This is a genomic window from Pseudomonas sp. NFACC02, assembly GCF_900110765.1.
Classification (GTDB): Bacteria; Pseudomonadota; Gammaproteobacteria; order Pseudomonadales; family Pseudomonadaceae; genus Aquipseudomonas.
The window spans coordinates 35,937-52,570 of record NZ_FOEO01000004.1; the positions used below are offsets into that span (position 1 = coordinate 35,937).

A 16,634-nucleotide genomic window follows, 5' to 3' on the forward strand; every position below is an offset into this window, starting at 1 on the left:
CGCTCCGCGTCCCCATGGACGCAGAGCGTCGGTCGCAGCGTTACCACGCGGAGCGTGGGAACGATCAACCCGATCCACCCACGCCACGTCAGTGTCACCCAAAAAAACACCCCGGAAGCCCAGGCTCCGAGGTGTTGAGGTTCGTGATAACGCCGATCAGCAGCTACACGCGCTTCGTAAAGCCAACGACCAGAAACACCGCAAGCGCCAGCACCGGCAGACTTGCTCCCAGCGCAATCACACCCTGCCAGCCATGGTGTTCATACAGTCCGCTGGCCAGCGCCGAACCTATCGCGCCGCCGACAAAGATGCTCGTCATGTACAGCGCATTCAAACGTCCACGGCTCGCCGGATCCAGTGCATAGATCGCCCGTTGACCCAAGACCATGCTCATCTGCACCGCAAAATCCAGCAAGACACCCGTAACCGCCAGCCCGATCACGCTGTAGCCCGGGCCTTTGAGTCCCAGCAAAAACGCAATGGGGGCCAGCACCAACGCTACCAGCGAAGCACGTTGGGTGAGGCCTCTGTCGGCCAGCCGACCCGCGATCGGCGCGGCTATCGCACCCATCGCACCCACCAGCGCGAAGACCGCGATCTGGGTCTGCGACAAACCGAAGCGACGGGCCAATTCCATCGGCACGGCGGTCCAGAACAAACTGAATGCCGCGAACAGCAGTCCCTGATACAGCGCCCGCTGGCGCAGCACGGCATGCCGACGCATCAGCGTCATCAGCGATTTCAACAACTGACCGTACGAGGCTTTATGGTCGGGCACGCGGCGGGGAATGGTCAGTGCCAGCACGGCGATGATCGCCAGCATCACCACAGCAGCGTAGAGGAATACCGCGCGCCACCCGAAATGGTCGGCAATCAGGCTCGACAACGGACGGGCAAGCAGGATACCCAGCAGCAGGCCGCTCATGATGTTGCCCACGACCTGACCGCGAGACTGTTCGGGTGCCAGGTGGGCGGCCAATGGAATCAGCATCTGCACCGATACCGAGCTGAAGCCGATCACCAGTGAAACCAGCAAAAAGCCATTGGCGTGTTGCAGCGTTGCGGCCGCCAGCAGGCTGGCGCCTGCCACCACCGCGGTGGCGATCATCAGTTTGCGGTTCTCGACCAGGTCGGACAGCGGTACCAGAAACAGCAGACCCAGCGCATACCCGATCTGGGTCAGCGACACGATCAGGCTGGCGTGGCTGGACGAGAGCCCCAGGTCTGGCGCGATGAGCTCAACGATGGGTTGAGCGTAATAAAGATTGGCGACGATGGCGCCGCAGCAAAACGCAAAGAGCAGCACCATGGCGCGGGACAAGCGGTGCGCGGGTGCCTTGAGCGTGGAAGTCAGGGGAGTGGTCATATCTGTCAGCTCGTTCAGTGGTCAGGACAAGTCGATCAGTGTCGACGATTGCCGCAAACGTTAAAGCAGACGTTAAACGCCGAGAATGGGGTCCCGTTGCAAAACCGTGTTGCTGGTTATGCAATGCCCCCGCTCTTTATTACCAACTAACGATCCGCCAATATAGTGCTTCGTTTCTGGCAGATGAGCATTCGTTAGATCAATTACTTCGTCGTCACTACCCCTACGGATAATATCGATCATTGTGATTTGCTGATTAGATGAATGCTGACTAAAAATGGATCAGCTGCGTTGTACGTGCGCACGAGAGAATGACTCCGTGCCTGCGTTCGGCGATCTCAGGGCGTGCGAATCCAATCTAAGGACTGCGTGAATACGATGATAAGTCTCGGTCAGGCTATGGTGTCCCTGGACCTCAGGGACCTTTTCAAAGACGGCGTTGCGCTGCGTATTGGGGCTCGCGCGTTCGACATTCTCGAATTGCTGATCCGACATCAGGGGCAACTGGTGAGCAAGGAGCAGATCCTGCAACGCGTGTGGCCGGACACGGTCGTTGAGGAAAATAACCTGCAGGTGCACATCTCTGCGTTGCGCAAGGCGCTGGGCAGTGATCGGGATCTGATCCGGACGATCCCGGGGCGCGGCTACCTGTTGCTGGGCGGCGAGGGTGGCTTCGTCAACGAAGTGGCCCCTGAGGACGCTCGTACGACGCAGGGCCCGCCAGGCGTGCAGGGCACCCGATTGCCTGCAGGTGTGGCACTGGTCGGACGCGCGTCGTTGTTAGGCGAGCTCAATGCCGCCCTGGGTGACCAGCATGCGTTGATCACGCTGATCGGCCCGGGCGGGGTTGGCAAAACCAGCCTCGCCGTGGAACTCGGGCGGCAGCGTCTGGACGACCCGTCTTCTGCCGTCTATTTCGTGGCGTTGGCCGAGGTGGAAGACCCTGACGGTCTTCTCGGAGCCTTCTTCCAGGCGTTGGGCGTTGACGCGTGCGCCGCTGATCCGCTTCCGTTTCTCATCGAGCACCTGACTCAGCGCTCCGGCCTGATTATCCTGGACAACTGCGAACATCTGATCGATCAGGTGGCGTCATTGGTCGAGGCGATCCTGCGTGGGGCGCCGAATGTGCGGATTCTGGCGACGAGTCGCGAGCCGCTGCGCATTGGTGGCGAACGCAGTCTTCAAGTGCCGCCACTGACATTGCCGGAGCCGGATGCAAGCCGTGATGCCATCCTGAGCAGCGACTCGGCGCAGGTCTTTTTAAGGCATTGGCGGGCGCTGGATTGTCAGGTGGCAACCACCTCCGATGCCGAACTGGATGACTACAGCATCGACCTGGTGGGAGAGGTCTGTCGGCGGCTCGACGGCATCCCCCTGGCGCTCGAGATGGCTGCCGCCCGGGCATGCGCGTTGGGCTTGTACCAACTGGTCGAGAGCCTGGACGAGAGCATGCACCTGCTGTCAGCCAGCCTGCGAACGGCTCCGCCTCGCCAGCAAACATTGCAGGCGTCACTGTCCTGGAGTTATCGCCTGCTCAGTCGCGACGAGTGCACGGTTCTCCGACAACTGGCCGATCTGGATGGACGCTTTACCCTGGAGCAGGCATGCAACGCCCTGCAGTGCGCAACGCTGGCCCGTAGCTGCGTGATGGACTGCATGGTGAGGCTGGCGACCAAGTCGCTGTTGATGGTGACTGCACAGGGGCCGTTCCGGTATTACCGGATGCTGGCGGCCACCCGTACATGCCTGCGGCAAGGCGCGAGCGCTGTGTGGGCAAACGAAGCGCTCAACCCGGACCCGCGCAGTCTGGATCGCCCGGCATCGCTGGCAAATCTGCAGGCCGCCAGGCCTGTTCCTCTCGGGCCCGACGGGTATCATGCACGCCATCAGAGAGCGCTGGCGGTCGGCCACTGAATTGACGGATGAATGTATGACAGCAACACCCAGGGTGTACGTGGTGGACGACGATGCCGCCATCCGCACCGCATTGCAGCGATTGCTAAGCTCCGAGGACATTGCCTGTAGCGCCTTCGACAGTGCCGAGGCCTTCCTTGCCCATCCGTTGGATCACGCCCCGACGTGCCTGCTGCTGGACGTTAATCTGGCCCACGGCACGGGCTTCGATCTGCAGGATGAACTGGCGGTCAGAGGGCAGCTGTTTCCTGTCATTTTTATGACCGGTTACGGCACCATCGCGATGTCGGTCAAGGCCATCAAGGCCGGCGCACATGAGTTTTTAACCAAGCCCTTCGAGCCCGAGCAGTTGCTCGATCTGGTTCGTGAAGCGTTGGCGAACGACGCGCTCAACATGGCCGAACGCTGCCTGACCTCTAACGTCAAAGAGCGCTTCAACAGCCTGACTCCCAGAGAAAAACAGGTCATGGATTTGTTGATCACCGGAAAAATGAATAAACAGATTGCTGTCGAGTTAGGGACCAGTGAAGTCACGGCCAAAGTTCATAAAAAGCACGTGATGACAAAAATGAACGCTCGCAATGTCATCGAACTACTGAAAATGCACGAGCGGATCGGCGCAGTGCGTTAATCATTCACCGCACATATATCCATTTGCGCAAAGAGGGCAATGGTGATGGCGCGTAACATGCAACTAGCGTCAACTTTCGCTGCCCTGAAGTACCGCTTATGATCTTTTTTTTCGCAGCGTGGGGTGAAGCGACACGATCCACTCTTTTCGCAGGGAGTGATCGATTCAGTGCGCAGCCCCTTTCCAGTGATCCTCATCAAGGGTTTTCATGAGCAGTGCTTTCAACGGACCGGCGGGGATGATGTCGGGCGTGGGGCCGTTCGGACCCGGATGGCAGAGTCAGCTTGTCTGGACGTTGCTACTCACGGACGGTGAGCTGTCTCATTATCGGGTAAGTCTGGCGGCGGATCGGGCTCAACATTGGCGAATCGTCAGGGCGGTGGACCGCGCAACGGACCACGTTGCCCGGCGTCTTGCGCATGAGTTCGGCCTGGCCGACAAGCTGTTGCCGGGCTGGGCGTTGCAGCCCTTGGCGTTGCTTGCGTCAGAAGACGGCCCGCTGCTGGTCTTGAATGATCCGGGAGGGCAGCCGCTTCATGAGCTGGGTGATCATCCCGTTTCCATCGAGCGCTTTTTGCATTTGGCGACAGGCGCCGCCCGCGCCCTGTTCGAAACCCATGCGCAGGGTCTGCTGCATCGGGATGTCAAACCGTGCAATCTGGTGGAGGGCGCTGACGGGGTGGTGCGCCTCAGCGGTTTCGGGCTGAGCGTCGACGCCTGGCCAGCGGAAACCCTGCCGGTTTCGGACTCGATTTGCGGGACCCTTGCCTACATGTCGCCGGAGCAGGCCCGCAGGGTCGAACGTCGGGCCGATCAGCGCAGCGACCTTTACGCGCTGGGCATGACGTTCTACGAATGGCTGGCGGGGCGTCTGCCGTTCGAGGCCCTCGATGCGGTGGAATGGGTGTATTGCCATGTCGCTCGCCAGCCACCGGCGCTGAAGCAGTTTCGCGGTGACATTCCGCAACCCTTGGCGCAACTGGTCATGAAACTGATCGCAAAGAACCCTGATGACCGCTATCAGAATGCAGGCAGCCTGCTGGCTGATCTGCGTTCGTGCAAATGCCAGTGGCATCGGTTCAAGGACATCCCCGACCTGGCGCTTGATGCAGCCAAAGATCCTGGCGCGGCCTTGTGGCACGACGGCACTGCGCAGGCTCGCCGCCAGGCCGCAGTACTGGCTTCGCGCACGTCGGTCGTCATTCCCGGCGGCCAGGACACGCTGGACCTGGCGTCGGTGATGAAGGCCGCTCAGGCGCTATCCGAGGAAACCGGTCAGGAGCGGCTGATTGAAATGCTCATGAGCACCACGATCATGCACGCAGGTGCTCAACGCGCCGTATTGCTGCTGGTGAAAAACGACGCTCCGATCATCTGTGCCACGGGGCAGGGCTTTGATGCGGGACTGCAGGTACAACTGACCCAGCTTGCCCCCGGCAAGCACCATTTGCCCTTGTCGATTCTTTACCGGGTGATGCGCACCCATCAGCGGCTAGTGATCGATGACGTCAGTGCCGATGATTACTTTGGCGATGACCAATACCTTGAAGAGCACCCTGTTCTCTCGGCATTGTGCCTGCCGTTGCTCAAGCAAGGGCAGTTGATCGGCGTGCTCTACCTAGAAAACAACCTTGCCGCCGGGGTGTTTACCGTCGGCCGCACGGGCGTGCTGGAGTTGCTCGCCGGGCAAGCGGCCATCTCACTGGAAACCACGAGACTGCACCATCAGTTGAAAGAAGAGAGCGCCCGTCGGCAGGACATCGAAACGGCGCTGCATAACGCCCGCGCCAAGCTGGCGCAGATGTCTCAGGTCACCGTGATGGGTGAACTGGCGGCCTCGATCGCGCATGAAATCAATCAACCGCTGGCCTCAATGGTGTCCAACGCCGCAGCCAGTCTGCGCTGGCTGAATCGCGCGACGCCACAGATCGGCGAAGCCATGTCCGGCCTGCGGGACATCGTTCAGGAGGGCAGAAGGGCTGGCGAGATTGTCAACGCATTGCAGTTGCTGGCTCGCCAGGGCACCCATCAGCGGCGGCGACTGCAGATCAACGACGTGATTCGCCATGTGGTGACGCTGACGCTCGCCGAGGTCGAACAACAGCGTGTGCTGATGACCACGCACCTGACGTCGTCGCCTTCGCAGGTCATGGGGTCGGGCGTGCAGTTGCAGCAGGTGGTTTTAAACCTGATCCTCAATGCAGTGGATGCAATGAGTGCAGGCGATCAGGTACTGCGTCGGTTGTCGATCGCCAGTGAAGTGGTGGGCAGTGACTATTGGGTGGTCAGCGTTGAAGACACGGGGCCGGGTATCGACCAGAACGACCTGGACAAGGTGTTCAACGCCTTTTTCACCACCAAGGACAAGGGCATGGGCATGGGATTGGCGATCTGCCGCTCGATCATTCATGCCCACGGCGGTCAGTTGTATGTGATGCCGGCCAGATACGGTGGAACGACGTTCGTATTCACCTTGCCCGCTGTCCATTAAGGGCTCTTCTCGTACCGCGCTCAATACGGCCATGTCGACGCCAGCAGTTGCTCGCAGTAGCCCGTCGCTTTCAGGTGTCGGTCATAAAACGCCAGCACATCGGCATTGATCGTGCCGAAGGTGCTTTGCGGTCGATGCAGTTGGCCCTGCGCCAGCGTGTGCAAAAGCTTGATCTTGAACCCTGGCTCACGCGGGAACTCACGGAATATGCGGCTGATCGCGCCTGGGCATAGCGCCTGAACGTGGGTGCCGAGCATGTCCGTGTCCACACCGGCGCAGAGCAGCGCGGTCATCGCGGATTTGTGTTCCGGGATGCCGGGCGTGGTATGGAGCGCGACGGCGTCCCATACCTGGTTAATGTCCTCGCGGGAGCGGCCGTAGCCGTTGAGAAATGCCGCTGCGGCGTTCGCGCTGTCGATCTCATAGCGTTGCTGGGAATCACGGTAAAGCGCGGTGACGCCGATCCGCAGGAACAGTGCGGCAATGTACAACAGCTCGGGATCATGGCGCAGATCACGGCTGTTCCCCAGGAGCCGGGCGAACACGAACGTGCGTCGGGCCGCCTCGAACAGCAGGCTGGACTGAGTGTCGCGCATGAGCTCGGTCGCGGCGCGTGCCATCGCGCTGTCGGGGATCGGGATTCCAGCAACGTATCGGGTGGTCACTTGCGTCCCTCGCAGCGAACCAAGCCTCTGAGGAAACGACGATAAACCCGTCCACCGGCTGCGTCATTGTCGGTCTTCCTTAAATGATCTTAAGGCGCGTGCCCCCCAGAGGTTTGAGCAGCGGCTTTATCAACCCTTAAGAACGTTTAATAACCGGAGAAGGACTTTAAGGCGGTGCCCGACCAGACTCCAGAGACCGTCCACTATGAGCTGGAGAGTCCGGAATGAACGCAATCAACCCGTCACTGTTTCGTTCGCTACTGGCGTCCCTGCGTGCCCTGCCAGAGGATCAGCACGACGCGCTCGAACATGTGGTGCGCGAACTCTCCGCGCACCTGGTCCCCGATGCGGCCCGGCAACAACCGCTTCCCTGCGTTGATCGCGTGGCGCTTTCACCCTGGCAGGAGCGGCGCGCCAAAGAGCTGATGTCCAGCCAGATGGATAAAGGATTGTCCATCGCACGCATTGCCAGCGAATGCTCGTTGTCCCGCAGTCACTTCTCCAGAGCCTTCAAGAAAAACACCGGGCTTTCTCCGCGTGACTGGTACTTGCAGATGCGTCTGGACAAGGCCAGAAGCCTGCTCAGCGATTCCGGGCTGACCATTTCGCAGATCAGCCTGGATTGCGGCTTTGCCGATCAGTCCCATTTCACCCGTGTGTTCACCCGCATGACCGGGGTCACGCCATTCAACTGGCGGCGCGCGATGGCAACGGCTCCGTTGTGCTGCGCGGAATGACACCTGGCTGGACTGCACCACGTACTTGAGGCCGATATCGCGTTCCAGGCAATGACGCGCGAGAGGAGCACATTTGTTCAATTCCTTTGACGTGTGATCCTGTATATCTGGCAGGCCGCTGTCTCGCGCTGGCACTCTTTACGTCTCCCTCGTCCCTGAAACCGGAACCGCTCAATGAATCGCAACGACTTGCGTCGCGTCGACATGAACTTGCTGGTGATCTTCGAAGCGTTGATGTTCGAACGAAACCTGACCCGCGTTGCCGAGAAGCTGTTCATGGGCCAACCGGCAATCAGTGCGGCGCTGGCGCGCTTGCGCGATCTGTTCGACGACCCTTTGCTGTTGCGCAACGGTCGGGCGATGGAGCCGACGGCCCGCGCACTGGACATCCTCAAAGAGCTGCAACCGGCGCTGGACACCATTTCCGGTGCCGTGAGCCGTGCGAAGGAGTTCGACCCGAGCACCAGTTGCGACGTGTTCCGCATCGGTTTGTCCGACGACGCCGAGTTCGGTTTGTTTCCACCGTTGCTTAACCACCTGCGTGAAGAAGCACCGGGCATCATCGTCGTGGTGCGGCGGGCCAATTTCTTGCTGATGCCGACGTTGCTGGCGTCGGGCGAGATCTCCGTCGGGATCAGCTACACCACCGACCTGCCCGCCAACGCCAAGCGCAAGAAGCTGCGCGACATCGGCTGCAAGGTGCTGCGAGGCGACAAGCGTCCCGGTGCATTGACGCTGGACGACTACTGCGAGCGGCCCCACACCATGGTGTCGTTCTCGGGGGACCTGACCGGCAACATCGACATCGACCTGGCCAAGGTCGGCCGGGCGAGAAGGGTGGTGGTGGCCGTGCCGCAGTTCAGCGGCTTGCGTGCATTGCTGGCCGGCACCGAACTGATTGCCACGGTTCCGGACTACGCTGCGTGCGCGCTGGTGGAAGGCTGCGCGCTGCGCGCCGAAGACCCGCCGTTCCCGATCGAGCCGGCCGAGCTGTCGATGGTCTGGAGCGGTGTCCACGACAACGACCCCGCAGAGCGGTGGCTGCGTTCACGCATCACCGAGTACATGTCCCAGGAAACCCGGCCCATGCCGTGAGGCGAAGCACCGCGATCTGCCGGGAACCGGCCGCGAAATCGATGCATGCGGTGTGTCAGGCATAAACGGCTCGCCTGACTTTGCTGCCGCTTCGCGACAGATCGCTAGCAAGCTTGCTCCCACGGCCTCCGGCCAGAATCAAAAGCAGGCGCCACGCCGCCGTTCTGCGTCTGCCTGTAGGAGCGTGGCTTGTCCCGCGATCTGCTGCGCAGCAGCAGTAAAACCAAACGACCTCGGCTCTTCCAGGCACATCGCATCCCTGGATTCACTGCGACATCAATCTTCCTCAATCCGGATGACCTCATCGGTGACTTCCTCAAGCTGCCGCACGACCTGGTAGATATGCGCCACCGCCAGCAAGGTCGGGCGCGGGATGTGTTTGCCGGGTCTGACCTTGTACAGCGTGCGCGCCAGCCAAATGCTTTGCACCACGGGTATGCCGGCTTGTTTGGCACGGGCAATCAGCGCCAGCGCGTCGTCGTCCTCGCCTTTGCAATGAATCAGCGGTAACGGCGTTTGCCCCGGTCGGTAGTACAGCGCCACGGCATAGTGCGTCGGATTCACCACCAGCATGTCGGCGTCCTCGACCGGTTTCGGTGGTGCCGTCGGCGCTTGGTTCAGCAGTTCGTGTGCCAGTTGCCGACGATGGCCCTTGATATGCGGATCGCCCTCGGACTGCTTGTATTCCTTCTTGATGTCCTCATGGCTCATTCGCAATTTCTTCGCGTGGAAATACTTTTGCAGGGCGAAGTCGACACCGCCGATCACCAACAGCAATCCCAGCGTTGCGCGCAGGATGTGCCGGAACAGTTGCAACAGCGAATGCCAGTAGGTCGTCAGGTCAGTATCGGACAGCAGAATCAGGGCGCCGAGGGACGGTTTGACCACGCTGTACAGGGTTGCCGCAATCGCTATGGCCTTGAGCACGCTGAGTAACAGATTCGTCAGGTTCTGCGCGGAAAACATCTGCTTGGCGTGAGAGAAGGGGTTGATCTTGTTGAGGTCCATCTTCAGCGCCTTGGGGGCGAACAGGAAGCCGATCTGCACCCAGCTGCCGACCAGTCGCATCAAGACCGCCACGCCCACGCTGCTGAGGATGAAGCCGATCAGTGTCGTCAGGCCCTCGCTCGCCACCTGCTCGAGCGTGTGCATGAACGGCTGGCCGATCCCTTGAAACGACAGTGCCATCAGTTGCTGCAAGCGCGCGACGCTTTCATCCGCCAGGCCGAGGGTGACTTCGCTGACCACCATCAGCACCAGCAGCTTGCTCAGGTCCTGGCTCTGCCCGACCTGACCTTTCTCGCGGGCGTCGCGCAGCTGTTTGGGCGTGGCTTTTTCGGTTTTTTCGCTCACGGCACGGGCACCAGTTGAGGCAGCAGGTGCTTGAGGTCGGCCAGTTGCAGGATCTGACCATTGCCCAACTCCAGCAGCGTCGGCAGGTAGATCAGTAGAAACGCGATGCCCGCCATGCTTTTTGCTGGCATCGCCAGAATCGACACATTCAGTTGCTGCGCGTACAGACCGATGATTGCCAGCCCGGCCTCGATCAACAGCAACAGGCCAATGAACGGCGCGGCGTACAGCATCATGTGTTGCAGCGTCTGGTTCAGTTGCCCAAGGAACAGGTCCAGGCCATCGACGGTCATACCCGGCAACCACGCGGTGGGTGGCCAGACTTGATAGCTGTCCCAGATCACCTGCGTGATCAGCGACAGGCCGCCTGAGAGGATCACCAGCATGATCAGGGTTTCCTGAAACAGCTCGCCCAGCGGTGTGGCGTCCGGGCCGAGCGCGGGGTTGAGCTGGCCGCCACTCAGCGCACCCCGCTGGCTGTCCAGCAGGGCGCCGACGGAGGCGAACATCCAGAACGGTGCATACAGCAACAGGCCCAGCAGCGTTCCCAACACCGCTTCCTTGAGCAGCAGTGCGCCGATGGAAAACCAGTCATCATTCAGCGTAGACAGCGCGCGGCTGATCGCGGGTGCCGGGACCATCGAGACCACCAGCACTACCGCGTAGCGCAACGGGCCCTTGAGGTACTTGAAGCAAAAGGCGGGCACCAGAATCATGCACGGCAGCAGACGAGCCGCCGCGAGGCCCATGCCCAGCATCAGTTCGAACAGACCCTGCGCATCGAACGGCATCTAGTGCACGCCCCCCGAACGGGCGATGAGGTCGAACGCCATGTTGATGAACTGAATCAGCTCGACCCCGATCCAGCGCCCGGTCATCGCCAGGGTCAGGCCGACCGCTGCGAGTTTGATGCCAAAAGGCAGCGTCTGGTCCTGGATCTGCATCAGTGCCTGCACCAACGACGTGATCACGCCAACCAGTACAGCGACACCCAGTGGCGGTGCCGTGAGGATGACCACCAGAAACATGCCTTGCTTGAACAACGCCAACGCTTCCATCACCGCCTCACATATACGAGTAGAACAGGCTGTCGAGCAGGCGCGTCCACCCTTGGACCAGGACGAACAGCAGCAGCTTGAGCGGCAGGGAAATGGTCATCGGCGACACCATCTGCATGCCCAGTGCAAGCAGCAGGTTGGAGACAATCAGGTCGATGACGATGAACGGGATGTAGATAAGGAAACCGATCTGGAACCCGGCCTGCAGCTCCGAGAGTACGAACGCAGGAACGGCCAACAGCAGGTCGTTTTTGGTCGCTTGGTCGGCCATGTCCTTGGGCCACATGCGTTGAGTGTTGTCGAGCAGGTGGGCGCTGACGTCCGGGTCGGTGTTGCGGGTCATGAAGCGTTGCAACGGTTCGATGACCGTCATGGCGCTGGTCTGCAGCTTGTCGGTGCTGCCCATCTCCAGCGGGTGGTCATGAACCCGTTGCTGGATGTCGTGTGCCACAGGCGCCATCACGAACATCGTCGCCGCCAGCGCAATGCCGTACATCGCCATGTTCGGCGGCACTTGCTGCACGCCGATGGCGTTGCGAGTGATCAGCAGCGTCATCGCAATCTTCAGAAAGGCCGTGCAGACGATCAGCAAGAACGGAATCAGCGACAGGGCGCCGAGAAACAGTGCCAGCAGTACCGGGTTCATCCCGTCAGTGATCATGCGGGGGACGCCATCCGGGTGATCTGCAGGCCCAGCCGGCCCTCGACATCGACCAGTTCGCCTTCGGCGAGCACGCGCTCTCCGTGGCACAGCGTGGCGTAACCCGGCGTGATGCCGCTGACTTCCAGGACGGTCCCGGCGGCGACACGGCGCAGTTCGCCCAGGCTCATCGTTAATGTGCCGCAGCGCAGGGTGAGCGCCATGGACAGTTGATCAAGAGGGTCGAGCGTCGGCGGTGTGTCAGCCGTCGCATCATCAGGGTGATACGGCTCTTCCACGGGCCGTTCATCCTCGTGGGCCGGCCAGGCGGTGTCGGCGGGCATCGGCGTTGACGAGTCGTCGTCGCCCTCGTCAGTCAGCGACGGCGTTGCGTATTCATCCTCGGATGACATCTCCAGTTCGTCGTCATACAGCGTTTCATTGGCCATGTTCCAGCGATTCCTCGTGACTGAGCTGCACAGACAGTCGCCCTTGCTGACTGCCGGTTTGCACTGCCCACTGCCGCCCGCCCAGTTGCAAGCGCCCATTGCCGTCGCTGTCGAAGTGACACAGCGAGGGCAGCAGCACATCGCCGGGTTGCACCGACGCCAGTTGCGCCCAGGTCAATGACAGATGACCGAGTTCGAGCGGTTGAGTGATCAACCACGCTTCGTCGAGCGTCTGCCGATGGGCCTGCCAGGGCGCGGCTTCCAGCATTCGCAGCAACGTGCCGGCGTCTGCCCGGAGCAGTCCGTGCAACGACGTTGTCCCCCGTTGCACCTGTATCCGGCACGTCATCACAGCGGCAGGCAGTGCAGTGATATCGCTGAGTGGCTGCAAAGGACAAAGCAGTTCCGCCACGGCTGGAGTCATTCGCTGATTGAGCACTTGCCAGTACCACGGCTGAAAATCCCCTGCGAGGGTGACGGGCAGTTCACCCAGCAGACTCAGCATGTCCCCGGCATGACTCAGTCCGACGGGGCCGAGCGTACTGTCGAACCAATGGATCCGGGGCTCAGCGACAGGGGCGGCGAGGAGGGGGAGGAGGCTCAACCTGCCGTGCTCTCCCTGGACGCAGAAACGCAGGCTGGCCCCCATGCCGAGGCGTCGGCTGAGCCGGGCGGTCATCGAATCGACCTGGCGCAAGGACAAGCCGTTCATGCGAGCAACTCTTCATGAAAGGACAAGGCGACATGCTGTCCCAATGCCTCAGCGAGGGAGGTCTCACAGGCTCGCTGATGAGGTTGCAGGCGTTTGAGTACGCCCTTCTTTGCGAAACCCAGCTCGATATTCCATGGGTTGTCGCGCTTCCCGGCGTTGACGTGCACCTTGCCCAGATGCGGCATCAGCAGCGTGACGCTGAACGGGCCATCCGGTTGCGAGGGGAGGCGCTGCGCGAGCTCATCGATCAATTGAGTCGGCACACCGTCTGCGGGTGGCAGCAGGCTCAAGCCGCCGCCTGCAAAGCCCTCATGATCGGGTTCCTCGCTGACGGTCGGGATGAGTAGCTGTGAGAAGAACAGGCCATCCGCGCTGGACGCGTCCTGCTGGGTCGGCTGACCCCAGGCCGGGCGCAAGCGGTCCATGTCGCCACGCCGCACGCCGAGGACGGGGCGCAGGCTGTTTGAGGTTGGCGTGGCTTCTGGTGCGTGCCGTGCCTGAGGTTGAGGGTGGGCGCGAGGTGCGGATGAAAGGGGCGTGCTCATGGTTCACCTTTTTTCGTTGGGGCTTAGTCGGGTTCATTGAGGGCTTCGGCCAGGCATGCGAGCTTTTCCACGGCGCGTTGTGCGGCTTTTGCCGCGTCCCTGGCGTGCACCAGTTGCCGTTGCTGTTCGTCGATGCCCAACCGTTGCCGCTGCACGTCCTGGCGGATATAGGCCAGCCGGTCGAGCATGCGGTGTTCCTTCTCGTGCCAGCGATCGAGGTCAGTCAGCGACATCTGTCTGTTCAGGTGCGCCTCGCTCAATCCCAGACGCCGCGCTCGCTGATTGTCACGCTCATGTGTCAACGATTCGCGGGTCTGCTGCAAATGCACCTGCATGTCTTCCAGCGCTTTTTGAGCCCGGCGTTGCGCCCGCTCGGCGGTGGCCTGCCGATGTTGCCGCAACGGCGTGAGCACGCTGATCACCTGTTCCAGCGCCAGACGCTGCGGATCGATTTCCAGCTCATCTTCCAACGTGGATACCTCCGCTGATACGGATCACGACTCAAGACCTGTAGAAGCTCGTTCGCGAAGAGGCCCGCAGGCGCAGTGAGTCTCGGGCGCCTGACAGATCGTCTTCTCAAGCAACCCTGCTCTCGACGGGGTGAACGCTTCATTGCTCGGCAGTGTGTGATCTGAAGCAAACCTGTTCATCGCGTCACTCCGGCAACCGGGAGGTCAGTTGCATCAACGCGTCGAGCGTGTCCTGCAACGGCACCGGCTCGCGCAGGTCCTGGCGGAGAAAGGCGTTGATCGGCTCATTCAATTGCACGGCGCGGTCGGTGACCGGGTCGCCGCCGGGCTGGTATTCGCCCAGACGCAAAAGCATTTCCACCTGCCGGTAGGCGGCCATTAAACGGCGCAGGCGGTTGTTGGCCTGCTGATGTTCACGCCCGGTGACGTTGCTGAGTATCCGGCTGATGCTGGCCTGCACATCGATGGCGGGGTAATGGCCACGCTCGGCGAGTTTGCGTGACAGGACGATGTGGCCATCGAGCAGTGAGCGTACCTCGTCAGCCACCGGATCGTTCATCGAGTCCTGTTCAATCAACACGGTGTAAAGCGCCGTGATCGAACCGGTTTCGCTCATCCCGGCGCGCTCTACCAGACGCGGTAACAAGGTGTATACCGACGGCGGCAGGCCTCCGCGTCCGAGAGGCTCACCCGCAGCGATGCCGATTTCCCGTTGCGCACGGGCAAAACGCGTCAGCGAATCCAGCAGCAACAATACTTTCATCCCGCGCTCGCGATACGCCTCGGCGATGGCTGTGGCGGTGAATGCGGCGCGCGCACGTTCCATGCTGGAGCGGTCGGAGGTCGCGCACACCAGCACCGAGCGGCTGCGCAGCGTCGCGTCCAGTTCGTGATCGAGAAACTCACGCAGTTCACGCCCCCGCTCGCCGATCAGGCCGAAGACGATGACGTCGCAGTCCATGTTGCGTGCAAGTTCGGCCATCAACGTGGTCTTGCCGCAACCGGCTCCGGCAAACAGCCCCACCCGTTGGCCTTCACCCAGCAAGATGGCGCTGTCGATGGCGCGCACGCCGGTTGGCAGGGCGTTGGTAATGCGTGGGCGTTGAGTCGGCGGCAGCGCATCGGCGATGACCGGCAGTGTCACCCGACGGTCACCGGGTCCGGCGAATGCGCCCTGTGAGTCGTCCAGCAAGGCCCTGCCGAAACCATCCAGCACGCTGCCGAGCAGAGCGTCGTCAACGCCAATGCGATGCGCCATGCCGAGCGGGCGGATAGGGGCGCCGACCTGAATGCCGTCCGGCGTGCCCAGGGCGCTGAGCAGTGTGCAGTCACGGGTGAAACCGACGATTTCCGCCAACATGACGCTGCCGTCCGCCTTGCTCACTTCACACAAGTCACCCACTTTGGCCGCCGGGATCTGGCACTCCAGCAAAATGCCGCTGACGGCACTGACCCGACCGCTGACCTGCACCGCCGAAAACCCGCTCAGGCGCCGGGCGTGCGCTATCTGCCATTGCTCAAGGGCCGCGCTCACCAGTTCACCTCGTAATGCCGTTCGCCGTCGAACTGGATGCGGTTGTCGTCGATGCGGGTCAGGCGCAACCCGGCCAGTTCGTCGCCGATGTACAGACGATGGCCGTCCGCGGTGACCAGATGGGCGTGGGGGCCGGACATGATCTGTACGATGGTGAAGGGCAGGCCGCTGCCGGCGGCGGTGACGTTGTCGATCAGGGGTACGGGCGAATCGTAGCGGTCCTTGAATCGTTGCAACATGCGCTGATAGACCCGCTGCGACTCGGGCTTGAGGTTGCCGCTCAGGGCCAGACCTTCCGGCGTCTGCTGCACGTTTACCTCACTGAGCAGTCGATCACTGAGCATGGTGTTGAGTTGGCGCCGGGTGTCGTCAACGCTCGCCAGTCGTGTGCGCGGGTGGGTGGCGGCCGGTTTGCGCTGTCCGTCGGGTTGTCCGGGCGCGGGCGCGACCGGTTGCGTGACCGCAGTGACCGCGAGTGAGTCAGAGGCCGTGCTGCTGCGCGTGAGGCTCCACGCGCTGCCGGCAATGCCCAGCAAAACGCCGATGACGATGCCCGTGGTCCGATTGAGCACGCGAGCGCGGGATTCGACCTTTTCCAGCGGCGGCGTGCTGGCCGCAGGTTCGGGTTCCGGGGCCGGCGGTGGCGTCTGGACCAACGCCGGCACCGAAGGCCATGCGTCGTCGGCGGCGGAAACGCACAACCACACCGAACCCAGTACGAACGCGGTGTCGGGCGTCAGTTCGGTGGTTGCATGACGGTGGCCTTCCTGGTCGCGGACCGCGCCGTCCGCAGCGTCCAGTACCCAGCGGTCCCCTTGTCGCTGAAGGCGGCAATGGTGTTGCTCGACGCCGGGATCATGCAACGCCAGATCCTGTTCTGCATCCGAGCCGATGGCCCATTGTTCGCCCACCAGCGGTAACGCCGCACCCTGGTGCAGGCCGGTCAATACCCGTAATTCAAACATGCGAGATTC

At 61.7% G+C, this 16,634-nt stretch carries 17 protein-coding genes; 5 read left to right on the forward strand and 12 right to left on the reverse strand.

Going from position 1 to position 16,634, the window contains the following annotated elements:
• Positions 1–163 precede the first annotated feature (163 nt).
• Positions 164–1,366: an MFS transporter gene (locus BMY73_RS05285; protein WP_092405559.1), complete on the reverse strand. Its 1,203-nt coding sequence runs from the start codon at positions 1,364–1,366 to the stop codon at positions 164–166.
• Between the two features lie 378 nt (positions 1,367–1,744).
• On the opposite strand from BMY73_RS05285, the gene BMY73_RS05290 reads away from it, so the two are divergent.
• The 3 genes from BMY73_RS05290 to BMY73_RS05305 all read left to right on the forward strand — a co-directional run bounded on the left by BMY73_RS05290 (position 1,745) and on the right by BMY73_RS05305 (position 6,402).
• On the forward strand, positions 1,745–3,280 hold the full coding sequence (locus BMY73_RS05290) for an ATP-binding protein (RefSeq protein WP_092405561.1): 1,536 nt from the start codon (positions 1,745–1,747) through the stop codon (positions 3,278–3,280).
• A 16-nt stretch (positions 3,281–3,296) separates the two neighbouring features.
• Positions 3,297–3,911, forward strand: a complete 615-nt coding sequence (locus BMY73_RS05295) for a response regulator transcription factor (RefSeq protein WP_092405563.1) — start codon at positions 3,297–3,299, stop codon at positions 3,909–3,911.
• 208 nt (positions 3,912–4,119) lie between these two features.
• The gene (locus tag BMY73_RS05305) at positions 4,120–6,402 is read left to right on the forward strand and encodes an ATP-binding protein (protein WP_092405565.1); all 2,283 of its coding nucleotides are present in this window, start codon (positions 4,120–4,122) and stop codon (positions 6,400–6,402) included.
• A 20-nt stretch (positions 6,403–6,422) separates the two neighbouring features.
• Here BMY73_RS05305 and BMY73_RS05310 read toward each other — a convergent pair whose 3' ends face one another.
• Positions 6,423–7,067: a phosphohydrolase gene (locus BMY73_RS05310; RefSeq protein ID WP_139214109.1), complete on the reverse strand. Its 645-nt coding sequence runs from the start codon at positions 7,065–7,067 to the stop codon at positions 6,423–6,425.
• 224 nt (positions 7,068–7,291) lie between these two features.
• Here BMY73_RS05310 and BMY73_RS05315 point away from each other — a divergent pair, with 224 nt between their 5' ends.
• Positions 7,292–7,804 carry a helix-turn-helix domain-containing protein gene (locus BMY73_RS05315; protein ID WP_062381837.1) on the forward strand — a complete coding sequence of 171 codons (513 nt, stop codon included), beginning with the start codon at positions 7,292–7,294 and terminating at the stop codon, positions 7,802–7,804.
• A gap of 174 nt (positions 7,805–7,978) precedes the next feature.
• Positions 7,979–8,899 (forward strand): LysR family transcriptional regulator, encoded by a 921-nt coding sequence (locus BMY73_RS05320; protein ID WP_062381836.1) that lies wholly within the window; start codon positions 7,979–7,981, stop codon positions 8,897–8,899.
• A 276-nt stretch (positions 8,900–9,175) separates the two neighbouring features.
• Here BMY73_RS05320 and sctU read toward each other — a convergent pair whose 3' ends face one another.
• The 10 genes from sctU to sctD form a co-directional block, all read right to left on the reverse strand.
• Positions 9,176–10,252 carry a type III secretion system export apparatus subunit SctU gene (gene sctU, locus BMY73_RS05325; protein ID WP_092405569.1) on the reverse strand — a complete coding sequence of 359 codons (1,077 nt, stop codon included), beginning with the start codon at positions 10,250–10,252 and terminating at the stop codon, positions 9,176–9,178.
• Positions 10,249–11,043, reverse strand: a complete 795-nt coding sequence (sctT, locus tag BMY73_RS05330) for a type III secretion system export apparatus subunit SctT (RefSeq protein WP_092405571.1) — start codon at positions 11,041–11,043, stop codon at positions 10,249–10,251. The genes sctU and sctT overlap by 4 nt, the downstream gene beginning before the upstream one ends.
• Positions 11,044–11,310, reverse strand: a complete 267-nt coding sequence (gene sctS, locus BMY73_RS05335; protein ID WP_062381833.1) for a type III secretion system export apparatus subunit SctS — start codon at positions 11,308–11,310, stop codon at positions 11,044–11,046.
• Positions 11,311–11,317: 7 nt separating this feature from the next.
• A complete protein-coding gene (gene sctR / locus BMY73_RS05340; RefSeq protein ID WP_062381832.1) occupies positions 11,318–11,971 on the reverse strand; it encodes a type III secretion system export apparatus subunit SctR in 654 nt (217 codons plus the stop codon).
• Positions 11,968–12,399 carry a FliM/FliN family flagellar motor switch protein gene (locus BMY73_RS05345; RefSeq protein WP_092405573.1) on the reverse strand — a complete coding sequence of 144 codons (432 nt, stop codon included), beginning with the start codon at positions 12,397–12,399 and terminating at the stop codon, positions 11,968–11,970. Before BMY73_RS05345 ends, sctR begins: the two co-directional genes overlap by 4 nt.
• The gene (locus tag BMY73_RS05350) at positions 12,389–13,111 is read right to left on the reverse strand and encodes a hypothetical protein (RefSeq protein ID WP_092405575.1); all 723 of its coding nucleotides are present in this window, start codon (positions 13,109–13,111) and stop codon (positions 12,389–12,391) included. The genes BMY73_RS05345 and BMY73_RS05350 overlap by 11 nt, the downstream gene beginning before the upstream one ends.
• Positions 13,108–13,656 carry a type III secretion system HrpP C-terminal domain-containing protein gene (locus tag BMY73_RS05355; protein ID WP_092405577.1) on the reverse strand — a complete coding sequence of 183 codons (549 nt, stop codon included), beginning with the start codon at positions 13,654–13,656 and terminating at the stop codon, positions 13,108–13,110. Before BMY73_RS05355 ends, BMY73_RS05350 begins: the two co-directional genes overlap by 4 nt.
• Positions 13,657–13,679: 23 nt before the next feature.
• On the reverse strand, positions 13,680–14,126 hold the full coding sequence (locus BMY73_RS05360) for a YscO family type III secretion system apparatus protein (protein WP_092405579.1): 447 nt from the start codon (positions 14,124–14,126) through the stop codon (positions 13,680–13,682).
• 184 nt (positions 14,127–14,310) lie between these two features.
• Complete coding sequence (locus BMY73_RS05365) at positions 14,311–15,660, reverse strand: FliI/YscN family ATPase (RefSeq protein WP_092405581.1); 1,350 nt, start codon at positions 15,658–15,660, stop codon at positions 14,311–14,313.
• A complete protein-coding gene (gene sctD / locus BMY73_RS05370; protein ID WP_092405583.1) occupies positions 15,657–16,625 on the reverse strand; it encodes a type III secretion system inner membrane ring subunit SctD in 969 nt (322 codons plus the stop codon). The genes BMY73_RS05365 and sctD overlap by 4 nt, the downstream gene beginning before the upstream one ends.
• Positions 16,626–16,634: the final 9 nt, after the last annotated feature.

Bases quoted from the DNA above. Each gene is read 5' to 3' on its own strand.
- BMY73_RS05345 (WP_092405573.1), bottom strand. From the start codon at position 12,399: ATGGCCAATGAAACGCTGTATGACGACGAACTGGAGATGTCATCCGAG.
- BMY73_RS05295 (WP_092405563.1), top strand. From the start codon at position 3,297: ATGACAGCAACACCCAGGGTGTACGTGGTGGACGACGATGCCGCCATC.
- BMY73_RS05350 (WP_092405575.1), bottom strand. From the start codon at position 13,111: ATGAACGGCTTGTCCTTGCGCCAGGTCGATTCGATGACCGCCCGGCTC.
- BMY73_RS05315 (WP_062381837.1), top strand. From the start codon at position 7,292: ATGAACGCAATCAACCCGTCACTGTTTCGTTCGCTACTGGCGTCCCTG.
- sctD (WP_092405583.1), bottom strand. From the start codon at position 16,625: ATGTTTGAATTACGGGTATTGACCGGCCTGCACCAGGGTGCGGCGTTA.
- BMY73_RS05355 (WP_092405577.1), bottom strand. From the start codon at position 13,656: ATGAGCACGCCCCTTTCATCCGCACCTCGCGCCCACCCTCAACCTCAG.
- BMY73_RS05285 (WP_092405559.1), bottom strand. From the start codon at position 1,366: ATGACCACTCCCCTGACTTCCACGCTCAAGGCACCCGCGCACCGCTTG.
- BMY73_RS05305 (WP_092405565.1), top strand. From the start codon at position 4,120: ATGAGCAGTGCTTTCAACGGACCGGCGGGGATGATGTCGGGCGTGGGG.
- BMY73_RS05290 (WP_092405561.1), top strand. From the start codon at position 1,745: ATGATAAGTCTCGGTCAGGCTATGGTGTCCCTGGACCTCAGGGACCTT.
- sctR (WP_062381832.1), bottom strand. From the start codon at position 11,971: ATGATCACTGACGGGATGAACCCGGTACTGCTGGCACTGTTTCTCGGC.
- sctS (WP_062381833.1), bottom strand. From the start codon at position 11,310: ATGGAAGCGTTGGCGTTGTTCAAGCAAGGCATGTTTCTGGTGGTCATC.
- sctT (WP_092405571.1), bottom strand. From the start codon at position 11,043: ATGCCGTTCGATGCGCAGGGTCTGTTCGAACTGATGCTGGGCATGGGC.
- BMY73_RS05320 (WP_062381836.1), top strand. From the start codon at position 7,979: ATGAATCGCAACGACTTGCGTCGCGTCGACATGAACTTGCTGGTGATC.